This is a genomic window from Kitasatospora sp. NPDC088779 (genome assembly GCF_040685395.1).
Lineage (GTDB): Bacteria > Actinomycetota > Actinomycetes > Streptomycetales > Streptomycetaceae > Kitasatospora.
The window spans coordinates 40709-55499 of sequence record NZ_JBFBHW010000056.1 but is presented as its reverse complement, the minus strand read 5'-3'; the positions used below and the strand labels follow the sequence as shown (position 1 = coordinate 55499).

At 74.1% G+C, this 14791-nt stretch carries 14 protein-coding genes; 10 read left to right on the top strand and 4 right to left on the bottom strand.

What is annotated here, in order from left to right; all coding sequences use genetic code 11:
- The first annotated feature begins 303 nt into the window (after positions 1 to 303).
- The 4 genes from tgmA (at position 304) to AB0P03_RS34580 (ending at position 3114) form a co-directional block, all read left to right on the top strand.
- The gene (tgmA, locus tag AB0P03_RS34595; RefSeq protein WP_363588642.1) at positions 304 to 579 is read left to right on the top strand and encodes a putative ATP-grasp-modified RiPP; all 276 of its coding nucleotides are present in this window, start codon (positions 304 to 306) and stop codon (positions 577 to 579) included.
- Positions 579 to 1544, top strand: coding sequence for an ATP-grasp ribosomal peptide maturase (gene tgmB, locus AB0P03_RS34590; protein WP_363632537.1), 966 nt, complete (start codon positions 579 to 581; stop codon positions 1542 to 1544). Before tgmA ends, tgmB begins: the two co-directional genes overlap by 1 nt.
- Positions 1541 to 2686 carry an ATP-grasp peptide maturase system methyltransferase gene (gene tgmC / locus AB0P03_RS34585; protein WP_363632536.1) on the top strand — a complete coding sequence of 382 codons (1146 nt, stop codon included), beginning with the start codon at positions 1541 to 1543 and terminating at the stop codon, positions 2684 to 2686. Before tgmB ends, tgmC begins: the two co-directional genes overlap by 4 nt.
- A 170-nt stretch (positions 2687 to 2856) precedes the next feature.
- Complete coding sequence (locus tag AB0P03_RS34580; RefSeq protein WP_363632534.1) at positions 2857 to 3114, top strand: hypothetical protein; 258 nt, start codon at positions 2857 to 2859, stop codon at positions 3112 to 3114.
- Here the strand turns inward: AB0P03_RS34580 and AB0P03_RS34575 are convergent.
- Positions 3098 to 3559 carry a nuclear transport factor 2 family protein gene (locus AB0P03_RS34575; RefSeq protein WP_363632533.1) on the bottom strand — a complete coding sequence of 154 codons (462 nt, stop codon included), beginning with the start codon at positions 3557 to 3559 and terminating at the stop codon, positions 3098 to 3100. The genes AB0P03_RS34580 and AB0P03_RS34575 overlap by 17 nt on opposite strands.
- Before the next feature lie 287 nt (positions 3560 to 3846).
- Between AB0P03_RS34575 and AB0P03_RS34570 the strand changes: the two genes are divergently transcribed.
- Entirely contained in the window at positions 3847 to 4365 is a 519-nt protein-coding gene (locus AB0P03_RS34570; protein WP_363588633.1) for a hypothetical protein, read from the top strand.
- 126 nt (positions 4366 to 4491) lie between these two features.
- On the opposite strand, the gene AB0P03_RS34565 is transcribed toward AB0P03_RS34570, so the two are convergent.
- Both AB0P03_RS34565 and AB0P03_RS34560 read right to left on the bottom strand, forming a co-directional pair.
- On the bottom strand, positions 4492 to 5289 hold the full coding sequence (locus tag AB0P03_RS34565; protein ID WP_363632532.1) for an SDR family oxidoreductase: 798 nt from the start codon (positions 5287 to 5289) through the stop codon (positions 4492 to 4494).
- Between the two features lie 146 nt (positions 5290 to 5435).
- The gene (locus AB0P03_RS34560; protein WP_363588629.1) at positions 5436 to 5966 is read right to left on the bottom strand and encodes a hypothetical protein; all 531 of its coding nucleotides are present in this window, start codon (positions 5964 to 5966) and stop codon (positions 5436 to 5438) included.
- Between the two features lie 168 nt (positions 5967 to 6134).
- Between AB0P03_RS34560 and AB0P03_RS34555 the strand changes: the two genes are divergently transcribed.
- Positions 6135 to 7055 (top strand): sigma-70 family RNA polymerase sigma factor, encoded by a 921-nt coding sequence (locus AB0P03_RS34555; RefSeq protein ID WP_363632530.1) that lies wholly within the window; start codon positions 6135 to 6137, stop codon positions 7053 to 7055.
- A gap of 160 nt (positions 7056 to 7215) precedes the next feature.
- On the opposite strand, the gene AB0P03_RS34550 is transcribed toward AB0P03_RS34555, so the two are convergent.
- On the bottom strand, positions 7216 to 7791 hold the full coding sequence (locus AB0P03_RS34550) for a nucleosidase (RefSeq protein WP_244293463.1): 576 nt from the start codon (positions 7789 to 7791) through the stop codon (positions 7216 to 7218).
- 373 nt (positions 7792 to 8164) lie between these two features.
- Between AB0P03_RS34550 and AB0P03_RS34545 the strand changes: the two genes are divergently transcribed.
- From AB0P03_RS34545 to AB0P03_RS34530, 4 genes are all read left to right on the top strand, one after another.
- Complete coding sequence (locus AB0P03_RS34545; RefSeq protein WP_363632528.1) at positions 8165 to 9658, top strand: hypothetical protein; 1494 nt, start codon at positions 8165 to 8167, stop codon at positions 9656 to 9658.
- A gap of 16 nt (positions 9659 to 9674) precedes the next feature.
- Positions 9675 to 10634: a transporter substrate-binding domain-containing protein gene (locus AB0P03_RS34540; RefSeq protein WP_363632526.1), complete on the top strand. Its 960-nt coding sequence runs from the start codon at positions 9675 to 9677 to the stop codon at positions 10632 to 10634.
- Between the two features lie 192 nt (positions 10635 to 10826).
- Complete coding sequence (locus AB0P03_RS34535; RefSeq protein WP_363588622.1) at positions 10827 to 12182, top strand: hypothetical protein; 1356 nt, start codon at positions 10827 to 10829, stop codon at positions 12180 to 12182.
- A 5-nt stretch (positions 12183 to 12187) separates the two neighbouring features.
- On the top strand, positions 12188 to 14788 hold the full coding sequence (locus tag AB0P03_RS34530) for a tetratricopeptide repeat protein (protein ID WP_363632525.1): 2601 nt from the start codon (positions 12188 to 12190) through the stop codon (positions 14786 to 14788).
- Positions 14789 to 14791: the final 3 nt, after the last annotated feature.

Below are 14791 nucleotides of genomic sequence, written 5' to 3'. Positions count from 1 at the left end.
CCCCACCCCACCACCGGCGACCCCACCCACTACTGGACCACCCTCACCACCGCCGGCGAACTCCTCACCACCACCCCCAACCCCGACCCCCGCCTTAAACCCGCCCTCACCCACTGCCGCACCCGCGCCAAGGCCGCCACGCCATGCTGACGCGCCGCCCCAACACCCTCGACCCGCCAGCGCGTTACAGGAGCATCGGGCGTCGAACAGGCCGATCTCCGCCGTCCGTCCCGGCGCGGCCCCGCAACACACCGGACACACCGGACACACCGACACACCGACACACCGAAACGGAGACGCCAGATGGCACACACCCTCGCCCCGCCGTGGGGCACGACCAGGATGCGCCCCTTCCCGGAGACCACCACGGTCCCCTCGGGCACCCCCGTCATCGACCCCGACACGCAGATCGCCGTGATCGTGGACGGCAGCGGCCGCACGGTCGAGTTCGGCGCTCACGGCACCAGCACCAGCGGCCTCACGCCCACCACGACCAGGCCCGGTGACGGGGCCGGACCGGGCGGGTCCACCGACTCGGACACCACCGAGTCCTACGACCAGGACCAGAGCGCCGGCTGATGACCCACCAACGCGGGTCGGTGCTGGTGCTGACCAACCCTCACGACGTGACCACCGACGTGGTCCTGCGCATCCTCGCGCAGCGCCGCGTTCGCGTGCTTCGCCTCGACCCCGGCACCGACCTGCACACGGGTGCCTCGCTGACCGCCGCGTACCGCACGGGCGGCCGACGGGGCACCCTGCGCACCCCGAGCCGGGAACTCGACCTGACCCACGTGCGCTCGGTCTGGGTCCGACGTCCCTCCCCTTACGAGGGACCGCCCGAACTGCACGGCCAGGACCGGCGCTTCGCCGCCACGCAGTCCCTGTGGGGTGCCGGGGGCATCCTCGCCTCCCTTCCGGGGGCGCACTACGTCAACCACCCCTGGCACAATCGGGCCGCGGAGTACAAACCGGCGCAACTGGCCAGCGCGCAGCGGCTCGGGTTCACGCTCCCGGACACCCTGATCACGAACGACCCGGCGGAGGCGCGCGCCTTTGCTGCCCAGCACACCGGCGGGGTCGTCTACAAACCGCTGTGGAACACGTCGTACACCGTGAACGGAACGCCCCGGACGGTGTGGGTGCGGGAGGTGGAACCCCGCGAGATCACCGACGCGGTCGCCGTCTGCCCCCACCTGTTCCAGGCCACGGTGGTGAAGGCGTTCGACGCCCGGGTGACGGCCGTCGGCGACCGGCTGTTCGGGCTCCGGATCGCCAGCCCGGACCTCGACTGGCGGCGCCGGCAGAACCTGATGTCCTGCACGCCGGTCACGGTCCCCCCGCCCGTCGCGCGGTCCATCGCCGGCTACCTCGCCGACTTCCGCCTCGTGTACGGCGCATTCGACTTCGCCGTGACACCCGACGGCTCCTGGCAGTTCCTGGAGTGCAACCCGAACGGCCAATGGGCCTGGCAACCCGAGCAGGTGACGGACGCCATCGCCCAGGCCATCGCCAACCAGCTAGAGAAGGGACCCAACCCGTGAACCAGTCCACCGAGTTGCGCGCAGCCCTCGTCGACCGGCTCGCCTCGGACGGTGCGCTCACCGACCCGGCGTGGCGCGAGGCCGCCGAGGCCGTCCCGCGCGAGGCCTTCGCGGGCGCCTACTTCGAGGCCGTACCGGGCAGTTCACCGACCGGCTACCGGGCGGTGCTCGACACCTCGCCCGGGTGGCTCGCCGGGATCTACACCGACCGGACGTTGATCACCCAGCTGGACGGCCGGACCCGCCCCCGCGACGTCGACGGCGCCCCGGTCCCCGGCTCGCCCACCTCCTCGTCCACCCTCCCCTCCCTCGTCCTGCGCATGTGGCACCAGCTCGACACCAGGGCCGGGCACCGTGTCCTGGAGGTCGGCACCGGCACCGGCTATTCGACCGCCCTCGGCGCGCACCGCCTCGGGGACACCCACCTCACCAGCATCGAATACGACCCGGTGGTGGCCGAGGCCGCCGCATCCGCGCTCAAGGCCACCGGCTACGCCCCCCGGCTGATCGTCGGCGACGGCCTTCGGGGGGACCCCGACGGCGGCGACTACGACCGGCTCATCGCCACCTGCGCGGTCCGCTACCTCCCCCTGCCCTGGCTGCACCAGGTGAAGCCCGGCGGCAAGATCCTCGTCACGCTCTCCGGCTGGAGCTACGCCTCCGGCCTCGCCCTGCTCACCGTCACCGGCCCCGGCAGCGCCACCGGCCGGTTCCTGCCCGGCCACACCAGCTTCATGATCGCCCGCCCGCACGACCGGCCGCCCCGCCCGAGCCTGGCCCTGCTGCCCGGCGCCGAGCGGCCGACCCGCATCGACCCCGCGGTCATCGGCACCTGGACCGGCAGCTGGATCGCCCAACTCGCCGCCCCCTCCGCCGAACGCATGGGCGCGGACGGCCACCAGATCCTCTCCGACGTAGCCACCGGCTCCCAGGCCCGGACCACGCCGGACCCCGACGGCGGCGGATGGACCGTGATCCAACGCGGCCCACTGCCCCTCTGGGACCGGGTCGAACAGGCCGTCGAGACCTGGCGGGCAGCCGGCGAACCCCACCAGGAGGAGTTCGGCATCACCGTCTCCCCCTCCGGGCAGCGCGTCTGGATCGGCAGCGAGACCGGGCCGGGCTGGGACCTGCCGATCTGAACCCGGCCCCAGCAGCACGCTGACCAGCCCGCCACGCCGATCAGCCGGCGCCTGGCGGCCGACGGCGCCTCTACGATCCGAGGCACGTACCACCTGCGGCACGGATGCAGCAGTCCACTGCCGAAGTTGGCCGCTCCCGGAGACCAGCTGACTGTCCACCAGGAGCGGCCATGACCCTCACCGTGCCGTGGAACCCGACCGCGCTCGCCGAGTTGCGCGAGTGCCTGGACCTGATGACCGCCGACACCACCGTCCCCGGCGGCGTCATCGCCCACGGCACCCACGACACCGAGCCCGGCCACCTGGCCTCCGGCGTCGTCGCCCCCGAGTGCGGCGACGCCCGACCGGGCCCGGACACGGTGTACGACGTGGCGTCGCTGACGAAGGTGCTGGCCACCTGGCCGCTGGGTTTCAGTGGCGGTCGCTGAGGCTGGTGACCAAGGCGGCCAGTCGGTCCATCGCGTGGGCCACACCGAGCCCGTCCATGTAGTCGCGGACGTGCACGATCCGGCCGTTGCGGACCCGGATCACCAGGAGGCCGGGAATGCTGAAGGTCCGGCCGGTTGTGGTCACGGTCCCGGTGACGACCTGCTCGACGGTGATCACCTCGGGGTCGGTGCTCTCGTGTACGGCGACTTCGCGGATCTCCTGCGGTTGCGCCGGGCTGGCCCCCCAGGCCGCTCGGTAGCCCGCGCGGACCTCTTCGCGTCCCTCATAGCGCGCCGGCATACCGGGGGAGAGGAACGGGAACTCGTGGACGGCGTCGACCGTGTAGAGATCGGCCAGGTCGTCTGCGGACTTGTCGAGCATCGCCCGCTGGTAGCGGGCCAGGACCTCACGAGGGCCGGGGCCGGCGGAGGTTGTATCCGACATGGCGCTTGGGCTCCGTTCGGTCACCACGCGGCCGAGCTCTTTCGGGCGATGGGCCGGGACTTCGGGTGTGCGGATGTGGCCATGGCCTCCAAGATCCGCTTCTGAAGCCCGGCTTGGGGACCGCTTGATCGCACCCTACGTGAAGGTCGACAACGGGATCGGAGGAACATGATGGATGGGACGACCACCCCGGGCGGGCGCCGGGCGGGAACTCACTCGCGCGCGGGCATGTCGGGGTCTACTGGTGGCCCAAGAACCTTTTTTCACCGATCAGTTGGGGGATCCCTGTGTTCCGCAGCAGCGAGCCGCGCAAGTTCCACATCCCCACCGACCGCGAGACCGCCGAGGAGTGGGGCGGGCGGATCGCCGTCCTGCGCGACGCGCCGCCCGAGTGGTTCGTCCTCCTCGGGCGGATGGGCAGCGATGGCTACCTCTGCCACGTCGATCTGAACTACCACCTGAAACGCGAGCTCATCGCGATCGTCCAGACCTCCCGGCCCGTCCCCGACGGCTTCCGGGTGAAGTCCCTGACCACCCCCGGATCACAGCTCTTCAACTTCCTCGGCAACTCCGGCCGCATCGACCCGCGCCACCACCTGGGCCCGCTCGACCCCGAATCCATCAGCGCCGGCGAGATCCGCCTGGACGGCGAGCCCGTCCCCGTCGAGATCCACCACAGCCACGGCTGCCGCAGCGCCCTGATCCCCCGCCTCCCCGGTCAGGAGGGCTACGTGATCGTCACCGCACCCGACGAGCACTGGACGTCCGTCCTCGATCTGCTCCTTCAGCCCCCGTCGGCGTTCTGACGCTGCCTCAACACATCACCCCAAGGTGGGGTTTGGCTCAATGAACCCCACCTTCCGTGCCGAGAAGCGAACGGGGTGGCGGCGCTGAGGGCTGCCACCCCGCCGACCTTTCGACACCCCAAGGGATTACGCGGGCGGGATCGGACCGAGGAAGGTGCCGCCGGAGGCGTCGATGGTCTGGCCGGTCACCCAGCGGCCCTGCGGGCCCGCCAGGAAGCCCACCACGTCGGCGACGTCCTCCGGCTGGCCGATCCGGCCGAGTGCGGTGATCGATTCGAGCCCGGCCATCGCCTCGGGGACGCCCGTCCACTGGGACGTCATGTCGGTGAGGATCACGCCGGGGTTGACGGTGTTCACGGTGATTCCGCGCCGGCCGAGCTCGTTGGCGAGCGGTGCGGCGAGGGCCACCAGCGCCGTCTTGCTGACGGTGTAGCCGATCTGCACCGGGGAGCCGATCCGGGTGGCCGCCGAGGCCACGTTGACGATCCGCCCGCCGTCCCGCAGCAGCGGAATCGCCCGCTGGATCACGAAGATCGGCGTGCGCACGTTGATCGCCATCAACCGGTCGAACTCCTCCTCCGTGAGCTGCCCGATCGACCCGGCCAGGTGGATGCCCGCGTTGTTGACCAGGATGTCCAGGCCTGCCCCGCCGTCCCCACCGGGCTCGCCGCGCTCCGCCAGCCCGGCGGCGAGGCCCTCGAACAGCTGGTCCAGCGCGCCGCTCTCGCCGAACCGGGCCCGCACCGCGAACGCCCGGCCGCCGGCCTTGGCGATCAGCTCCACGCTCTCCGCGGCGGCCGCCTCGTTGCCGCCGTAGTGGACCGCGACCAGCGCCCCGTCGGCGGCGAGCCGCTGTGCCACCGCCCGCCCGATCCCGCGCGAGCCGCCCGTCACCAGTGCCGTCCTGCCGTCCAGTTCGCCCACGATCGCCTCTTTCCTCGTGCCGCCCCCGGTCGGATCCGGGGCCGGTCTCCCGCCGTCACGACCCGATGCCGGACAACCCTTCATGTATGCCCGGGGCCGGATAGCTGATGCCACCCGCCTGCACGACCACCCGCACGACCACCCGCTCAGGCCCGGAACAACGGCTCGTACGCGCCGCCCTCCTCGGCGTTGAGCAGGACGTACGCGGGCCCGAGTCCGACCGCGACCTCCCGCAGCCGGGCCAACGCCGCCGCCACGCCCGGGACTTCGAGGCCGAGCGCGGCGGCGGCCGCGTCCCGCTCCGCGTACAGGCCGGGCTCGTCCTCCAGGTACTCCTCCGCGGCCTCCGCGCTCTCCTCCACCGTCAGCCGCGGGCAGTCCCGCCACCACGGCACGGCCAGCAGCAGCCGGACCAGCTCCGGCAGCCCGACGGCCAGCACCGCCGCGCCGCCCTCCGAGTCGGCGTACAGGACGGGACGCTCCTCGCCGCCCTCCCCGCACAGGAAGAAGGTGCCGCCCGCGCCGTCCTTGGCCACCGGCTCCAGGGCCTCGCCGGAGGCGAGCACCACCTCCTCGACGTGCGGGTAGTGGTCGAGGCTGAGGTCGCCCGGCCAGGCCAGGTAGTCGAGGGCGGCGGGGTTGGCGCGGATCACGTCGAGCAGCGGGGTCGTCGGCATGGCGGCCAGCCTAGAACTCGGCGGTGACACTCACGACGGCGGCCGATCGGGGGTGTTCGCCAGCCCTCGTCTCCGACTCGCCCCGGGTGGGGAGTTGATCTCCACGGCGCAGCCGTTGTTGGGTGGCTCCTGTTGCTCTGACCCCCAGCGGCGAAGGAATGTGACACGGTGGACGAGAAATTACCTCCGGACGAGCGGGCCGCACTGTTCGAGGCGCAGCGGCCCCGGCTGCGGGCCGTGGCGTACCGGATGCTCGGCTCGGTGAGCGAGGCCGAGGAGGCCGTCCACGAGGCCTGGCTGCGCTACGACCGCACCGACGCCTCCGACGTGCAGAACCTCCCCGGCTGGCTGACCACGGTGGTCTCGCGGGTCTGCCTCAACCTGCTGCGCGGCCGGGAGCTGCGCCGCGAGGAGCCGCCGGAGGCCGAGGCGGGTGAGCCGGGCCCGACGCGCATCCCGGACCCGCTGCTGCGGCGCGAGGGGGTGGCCGACCCCGGGCAGGAGGTGCTGCTCGGGGACTCGGTGGGCCTGGCGCTGATGGTGGTGCTGGAGTCGCTGGCCCCGGCCGAGCGGGTCGCCTTCGTGCTGCACGACCTGTTCGCGGTGCCGTTCGCCGAGATCGCCCCGCTGATCGAGCGGACGGCGGCCGCGACCCGCCGGCTGGCCGACCGGGCCCGCCGCCGGGTTCAGGACCAGGCGCCGGCGCCCGACCCGGACCCGGGCCGTCAGCGGGCCGCCGTGGACGGCTTCTTCGCGGCCGCCCGCGCCGGCGACCTGGGCGCGCTGGTGGCTGTGCTCGCCCCGGGCGTGGTGCTGCGCTCGGACGGCGGCGCGGTGCGGGCCGGGCACCCGGTAGTGCTGGCGGGCGCGACCGCCGTGGCCGACCAGCCGGTGCTGTGGGGCGGGCTGTCGCCGTTCGCCCGCCCGGCGCTGGTCAACGGCGCCGCGGGCGCGGTGGCGATCGGCGAGGGCGGGCGGCCGCTGTCGGTCATGGCGTTCACCGTGGTGGACGGCGCGATCGCGGCGATCGAGGTGCTCACCGATCCGGAGCGGCTGGCGGCGCTGGACCTCTCGGCGTTCCGCGGCTGAAGGCGGCGGGCGACGGTCCGCGGCTGAACCTGGCGGGCGAGGTTCCGCGACTGAACGCGGCGGGCGAGGTTCCGCGGCTGAACGCGGCGGGCGAGAGGGAGGCCGACCGCCCTCTCGCCCGCCCGCGCCGGTCGGCGCCGCGCGTCCCCGGGACGCGCCGTCACCAGCCCTGCGCGACGACCCAGTCGGCGAGGTGGCGGGCGCAGGCGTCGACCGACTCGCGCCAGGTGTGGCTCGCGCCCTCGCCGGCCTCGTCGCTGACGTGCTTGACCAGGCGCACCGGCACCCCGAAGCGGTGGGCGACGGCGGCGACGGCGTAGCCCTCCATGTCGACCAGGTCGGCGTGCTCGGCGAGCCGGTCGCGGGCCGCCGGGTCGGAGACGAAGAGGTCGCCGGTGGCCAGCACCGGCCCGTCGCCCTTGCCGACCACCAGCGGGGCGCCGTAGCTGCGGCCGGTGAGCGCCAGCAGGGCCGGGGTGTCGAGGTCGTGCTGGATGACCTGGACGACGTGGTGGGTGCCCTCCCAGCCGGGGCGCAGCGCGCCGGCCGTGCCGAGGTTGATCACCTCGGACGGCTTCTCGCCCTGGGCGAGGACGGTGGCCAGCGCGGCGGTGGCGTTGATCTTCCCTATTCCGGTGAGCAGGACGGGCAGCCGGTCGTCGAGGTGGGCGGCTTCCTCGCGCACGGCGACGACGAGCAGCGGGCGGTCGGGCGTGATCGTTCCAAGCAGGCGCATGCCGCCCATCGTACGGAGGGTGTCCGCCGAAACCGGGTGCACCGACCGAGCCGGGACCGGTGGCGTCACGGCGGGACCGCCCCCGCCGCCGGCCTTGGGGTCCGTCCTCGGCTCCCCGAGCGCCGACGCGGCAACCGGACCTCGCCGCTCCGGCCTGTCCGAGGAACCGCATAGGGTGCATCCCGCGTCGGACGGTTCACCGCCGGCCGCCGGGCGGCGGGGGCCCCGGAAGCGTGCGGGACCCGTACGCGGCACGCGCGGGGCAAGCTCAAGATCGGCGCAATTCGGGTGTGGCCACGGGGAGTCACGGCCATACTGCTGGCATCGGCCGGGCCCCGGACAGCGGGCCCGACCCCTGGGGAGGATGAGGCGGGTGGCAACACCAGTAGGTAACGGCGCACCGGGCGCCGTGGTCCCGGCACGGCCGAGCGGCCCGCCGGGCACGGCACCGGCCGTGCCGGGCGTCCGGGGCGTCCCGGTGTCCGGACCCGGCGCCGCGCCGGCCCGGCGGCCGTCGGCCGGGCCCGCGCCGCGCGGCCTGTCCGGCCTGCGGGCGCGGCTGGCGAACGCCACCCGGACGGCGCCGGGCCGGCTGCGACTGGCCGGGGCGGTGCTCGCGGTGCTGACCGTGGCCTTCGGCGCGCTGACCGCCTGGCAGTTGGAGACCAAGGCGGAGGCCGCCGACCGGGTGGTCCAGCACAGCCAGCCGCTGAGCAAGGACGCGGCCGACATCCACCGCCTACTGGCCCGCGCCGACACCACGGCGGCCACCGGCTTCCTGCTCGCCGGGGCGGAGACGAAGACCGTGCGCGGCGACTACGAGGGCGATCTGGCCTCGGCCACCGACCTGATCACCAAGGCCGCCGCGCAGACCACCATCGGCTCCCCCGCGTACCAGAAGCTCACCGAGCTGGGCGAGCAACTCCCCGTCTACGCCGGCCTGGTGGAGACCGCGCGGGCGAACAACCGGCTGGGCCTGCCGCTCGGCGGCGCCTACCTGCGGTACGCCTCCGAGCAGATGCAGGGCACCCTGCTGCCGCGCGCCGCCGAGCTGACCGCCATCGAGAACGACGAGCTGGACAAGGACTACGCCGAGGCGAAGTCCAGCCCGTGGGCCGCGTACGGCCTGGGGGTGCTCACCCTCGGCGCGCTGGTCTGGGTGCAGCTGACGCTGTTCCGCCGCACCAACCGGGTGTTCAACCCCGGCCTGCTCGGGGCCACCGCCGCCGTCCTGGCCGGGGCGCTCTGGCTGGCCGTCACCGGCCTGACCACCAACGCCGCGCTCCAGCAGAGCTGGAAGCAGGGCGCGCAGCCGCTGCGGGCCCTCAACACCGCCCGGGTGCAGGTGCTTTCCGCCCGGCTGGCGGAGAACCTGAACCTCGTCGCCCGCGGCTCCACCACCGCGTACGCGGACCAGTGGACGACGATCACCCGGCAGCTCGCCGGGGGCGAGCCCGCGAACGTCCCGATGGAGCAGCACTCCGGCTCGCTGCGCCAGGCCCTCGACCTGGCCCCCGCGGACGCCCGGCAGCAGATCGGCGAGGCCGACCGGCAGTACGGGACGTGGCGCACCCGGCACGACGCGGCGCACACCCTGGAGACCCAGCAGGCCGACTACCAGGGCGCGTTGCAGGCGACCGTGACGGCGGACCCGGCCGCCGAGGCGAACACCGCGGACGGCGCCTTCAAGGCCACCGACAAGGCGCTCGACCAGGCCGCCACCACCGAGCAGGACCACTTCGAGCGCTCCGCCAAGGGCACCGAGGGCGACCTCCGGCTCGCCGCCCTCGCGGCCGCGCTGCTCGGCGTGGTGGCCGCAGCCGCCGCACTGCGCGGCCTGGGCCGCCGACTGGCCGAGTACCGGTAGAGGGGGGAACGGACACATGCGCAGGAGAACCGCAGGCACCAGGCCGGCCGCCGTGCTGGCGCTGCTGGCCGCCGGCGCGGCCGTGCTCGGCGGGGGCGGGCCGTCCGGCGCCGCGCCCGCGTCCGCCACGGGCGCACCGCAGGCCGTCCGGTCGACCGGGCAGGACCAGGCCGAGTCCTGCGACCTGACCAGCACCGTGCCGCCGAGCACCGTGGACGGCCCGGCGGTGAAGGCCATCAAGGCCAAGGGCACCCTGATCATCGGCGTGGACCAGAACAGCTACCGCTGGGGCGCCCGCAACCCGAACACCGGTGAGCTCGAAGGCTTCGACATCGACCTCGCGAGGGCGATCGGCGCGGCCGTCATGGGCGACCCGGCCAAGGTGGTGCTCAAGCCGGTGTCGACCGCCGGCCGGGTCGACGCCCTCACGGGCAACCAGGTCGACCTGATCGTCCGCACCATGACGATCAGCTGCGCCAACCTGAAGAAGGTCGCCTTCTCCCGGTCGTACTTCAACATCAAGCAGCGGGTCCTGGTGCCCCGGTCGTCCACGGCCAGGAACCTCGACGAGGCGATCAACGGCAGGACGGTCTGCGCCGCGGACGGCTCGGTGGCCAAGGACGTGCTGAACGCGAAGAAGAGCGCCAAGCAGCTCGTCCTGGTGACCAACCAGCTCGACTGCCTGGTCCGCATGCAGCTCGGCAAGGTCGACGCCACCATGACCGACGACGAACTGGCGGTCGGCCAGGCCGCGCAGGACCAGACGGTGAAGGTGGTGGACGGCTTCGAACAGCCGGAGACGATCGGTGTCGCGATGCGCCAGAACAGCACCGACCTCACCGCCCGGGTCAACCAGGTGATCTCCGACTACTACGCGGACAAGGACAAGGGCTGGCAGAAGTCGTTCGAGCAGTGGGTCCAGCCCTACCTGCCCGAGAACTCCAAGGACCCCGGCCTGTACTGGCCGGCCCGCTGACGCACCGGGCGGCGCACGGGCGTCAGCAGGCCGTTGACGCGGTCTTGACGCCCACCGCCCGCTCCGCCCGAACGGCCACCGGCTAGGGTTCGGGACGATCACCACGGGGAGACCGGTGGTGGGCACGGGGGATGTCGTGGGATCGCACGTCAGGTACGTCGGGATCGCACGCGAGGAAGGAAGGACACGGCGTTGGCGGCTTCGGCTGGCCCGGTACTGAGCCGGGAGGAGGTGGACCGCGCGCTGGCGCGCCTCGGCGCGGAGCGGGACGCGGTCGAGTCGGCGCTGCTCGCCCTCCAGGACCATCCGGGCCTGCGGCTGCTCGACGGCGCCGAACTGGCCGGGCGCACGCTGGAGCGCTGGTCCGTCGCCGGGAAGGGCCTGCCGCTGCTCTGGGCGCTGTTCGACCGCTACGCGGAGGCACTGGCCTCGGCGCGCGCGGTACGGGCCCGCAAGGCCAAGCCCGGCGCGCCCGAACTCGCCGAGCTGAGCGAACTGCTCACCGGCGACGCGGTGACCGTCCCCGGCGGCGCGCTGCCGGACGGCCCGCAGCTGCTCGGCGCGCCCGCCCGGCTGGTCGAGCGGATCAGCCTGGACACGCTGATGACCCGGATGAACTCCTGGTACGCCACCGTGCTGGAGGTGGTCAGCGCCGCCGACGCGGTCTGGTCGGCGCTGCCGGCCCGGATCGACCTGCTGCTGGCCGAACTCCACCGGGTGGGCAACCTCGCCGCCTCGCTCGGCGTGCGGGCCGGCGGCCACCCGCTCGCCGACGACCTGGCCGGGCTGGACGCCGACCTCACCGGGCTGCGCGCCGAGGTGCGCGAGGACCCGCTGGCGCTGTGGCGCCCGGCCCGGGTGCCCGCCCAGCGCGGCACCGTGCCGGAGGGCGGCGCCTTCGCCACCCCCGCCGGGGTGGTGGACACCGAGCGGTTCGACCGGGCCGGGCGGGCGCTGGACGGCGTCCGGCTGGAACTGGAGAACCTGCTGCGGCTGCGCGACGACGCCGAGGAGCGCCTCCAGGGCGTCGGCGACCTGCTCCAGCGGGCCGACGCCACCCTGGCCGAGGCCCGCCGGGCGCGCGGCGAGGTGCTGGCGAAGATAGCCTCCAGCGACGTCCCGGCGGTGCCCGGGCCTGCCTCGGCGCTGCGCGAACGGATCGTGACGGCACTGGAGTTGCGCCAGGGCGGCCAGTGGGGCCGGTTGGCGCCGCTGCTGGACACGCTGGAGGACGCCGCCGCCAAGGAGCTGGCCCGGGCCCGGCAGTCGCTCACCGAGGTGACCCAGCCGCTGGCCGTCCGCGCCGAACTGCGCGGCCGGCTGGACGCGTACAAGGCGATGGCCGCCCGGCTGCGGGTCTCCGAGGACCCGGAAGTGATCGAGCGGTACGAGAAGGCGCGCTGGCTGCTGTGGAGCGCGCCCTGCGACCTGCGGGCGGCGGCCGCCGCGGTGGCCCGCTTCCAGCAGTCGCTGCGGCCGGCGCAGGCCGAGGCCGCACAGGAGACGACCGGCCACACGCCGGTCGACGGACAGGTCCAGGGGGGCTGAGGTTGATGGGCGGGACGTGCGTACGGCCGGAGTGCTCCGGCAACGGCGGGATCGACGCGGACGGCTACTGCGACGAGTGCGGGCTCGCCCCGGCCGCGGTGTCCTCCAAGGCTTCCGGGGCTTCCGGGGCCTCCAAGGCCACCGGGGCGCCGGCCGCCGGCCCCGGCGCGCCCTGCCCGAGGGACTGCTCCGGCGCCATCGACGCCGACGGCTACTGCGACGAGTGCGGCCTCACCCCGCCCGGCGGCGACACCGGCGTCACCCAGCCCTACGTCCCGTCCTCCCGGCTCTCCGCCGACTCGGCGCGCAGCGGCTCGATCCGCTCGACCCGCACCGGCTCGGCCCGCTCGATGTCCGGCCGCTCCCGCTCGCACCGCTCGACCCGCACCGGCAGCAGCCGCTCGGTCTCGGTGCGCAGCACCCGCGGCAGCGTCAGCGCGGGCACCCGCAACCGGCTGGGCGCCGGCCTGGTGACGGTGCCGACCGTCGAGACGGCCGATCCGTCGCTGGCGGTGCTGGAGAACCCGGAGGTCCCGGAGCGCAAGCGGTTCTGCTCCAAGTGCGAGACCCCGGTGGGCCGGGAGAAGAACGGCCGGCCGGGCCGCCCGGACGGCTTCTGCACCAAGTGCGGCACGCCGTACTCGTTCACGCCCAAGCTGCGCCGCGGCGACCTGGTCGGCGGGCAGTACGAGGTGGTGGGCTGCCTGGCGCACGGCGGCCTCGGCTGGATCTACCTGGCGATCGACCGGCGGGTCAACGACAAGTGGGTGGTCCTGAAGGGCCTGCTGGACACCGGGGACGAGGACGCGCTCGCCGTGGCCGTCGCCGAGCGCCGCTTCCTGGCCGAGGTGGACCACCCGAACATCGTCCGGATCATCAACTTCGCCGAGCACCTGGACGTCGGCTCCGGCTCCACCGACGGCTACATCGTGATGGAGTACGTCGGCGGCAAGTCGCTCAAGGACATCGCCAACGACCGCCGCACCCCGGACGGCCGGCGCGAGCCGCTGCCCGTCGAGCAGGCGATCGCGTACGCGCTGGAGGCACTGCCCGCGCTCGGGTACCTGCACAGCCGGGGCCTGATCTACTGCGACTTCAAGATCGACAACGTGATCCAGAGCGGCGACGCGCTCAAGATCATCGACATGGGCGCCGTCTGCCGCCTCGACCACGACGGCCCGATCTACGGCACCGTCGGCTACCAGGCCCCGGAGATCGCCACCCACGGCCCCTCCCCCGCCTCCGACCTCTACACCGTGGCCCGCACCCTCGCGGTGCTCACCTTCGACTTCCAGGGCTACAGCACCACCTACCGGGACACCCTGCCCGGCCCCGAGGACGTCGAGGTCTTCGCCCGCTACGAGTCGTACTACCGCTTCCTGGTCCGCGCCACCGACCCGGACCCGGCCCGCAGGTTCTCCTCCGCCGACGAGATGGCCGACCAGCTCACCGGCGTGCTGCGCGAGATCCTCGCCCTCCAGGACGGCCGGGCCCGGCCCGCCCTGTCCACCCTCTTCGGCCCCGAACTACGCGTCGTGGACACCGAGTTGGTCATGCCCACCGAGCAGCCCGGACAGCTCCTGGTGACCGCCCTCGACCCGGCCGCCGCCGCCCTCGCGCTGCCCGTCCCGCGCGTCGACCCCGGCGACCCCAACGCCGGCTTCCTCGCCACCCTGCTCGCCACCGACCCCGAGGAGGCGCTCGCCGCCCTGTCCGGCGCGCCCGCCCTCTCCATCGAACGGCGGCTGCGCGAACTGCGCGCCCACCTCGAACTCGGCCGCCGCGCCGCCGCCGAGGAGGCCCTCGACGCCCTGGAACGGGAGTACCCGGACGACTGGCGGGTCGTCTGGTACCGCGGCCTGGTCGCCCTGGTCGGCGCCGTGCACGGGCCGGACGGCCCGGACGGCCCTGGCAGCTCGATCGCCCTCGTCGGCGCCGTGCACGGGCCGGACGGCCCGGACGGCCCGGCTTCGCCCGACGAGGCCGGGCTGCGCGCCGCCGCCGAGGCCTTCGACGCGGTCTACGACGCCTTCCCCGGCGAGGCCGCCCCCAAGCTGGCCCTCGCCATCTGCGCCGAGCTCCTCGGCGACGGCGGCGACGCCGCCGAGTTCTACCGACTGGTCTGGACCACCGACCCGGCCTACCTCAGCGCCGCCTTCGGGCTCGCCCGGGTCCGGCTGGCCGAGGACGACCGGCCCGGTGCCGTCCGCGTCCTGGAGTCCGTCCCGGCCACCTCCAACCAGTACACCGCCGCCCGGATCGCGGCCGTCCGCGCCCGGCTGCGCGAACGGCCCGCCACCGACCCGCTCGCCGCCGACCTCGGCGCCAGCTCCGACCAGCTGACCGCGCTGCGCCTGGACGACCGCCGCCGCGAGGAACTGGCCGTCGAACTGCTCGGCGCCGCCCTCGGCTGGGTCACCGCGGGCTCGACCGGCGCCCAGCAGGGCGGCGGCACCACGGTGCTGGGACGACCTGCGGTGGAGCGGGAACTGCGCTTCGCCCTGGAACAGTCCTACCGGGTACTCGCCCGGTTGGCCGACCGGGCCGAGACCAGGATCGAGATGGTGGAGCGGGCCAACCGCGCCCGCCCCAGGACGTGGGTGTAGCCG

Bases quoted from the DNA above. Each gene is read 5' to 3' on its own strand.
- tgmA (WP_363588642.1), top strand. From the start codon at position 304: ATGGCACACACCCTCGCCCCGCCGTGGGGCACGACCAGGATGCGCCCC.
- tgmB (WP_363632537.1), top strand. From the start codon at position 579: ATGACCCACCAACGCGGGTCGGTGCTGGTGCTGACCAACCCTCACGAC.
- AB0P03_RS34580 (WP_363632534.1), top strand. From the start codon at position 2,857: ATGACCCTCACCGTGCCGTGGAACCCGACCGCGCTCGCCGAGTTGCGC.
- AB0P03_RS34575 (WP_363632533.1), bottom strand. From the start codon at position 3,559: ATGTCGGATACAACCTCCGCCGGCCCCGGCCCTCGTGAGGTCCTGGCC.
- AB0P03_RS34560 (WP_363588629.1), bottom strand. From the start codon at position 5,966: ATGCCGACGACCCCGCTGCTCGACGTGATCCGCGCCAACCCCGCCGCC.
- AB0P03_RS34550 (WP_244293463.1), bottom strand. From the start codon at position 7,791: ATGCGCCTGCTTGGAACGATCACGCCCGACCGCCCGCTGCTCGTCGTC.
- AB0P03_RS34540 (WP_363632526.1), top strand. From the start codon at position 9,675: ATGCGCAGGAGAACCGCAGGCACCAGGCCGGCCGCCGTGCTGGCGCTG.
- AB0P03_RS34530 (WP_363632525.1), top strand. From the start codon at position 12,188: ATGGGCGGGACGTGCGTACGGCCGGAGTGCTCCGGCAACGGCGGGATC.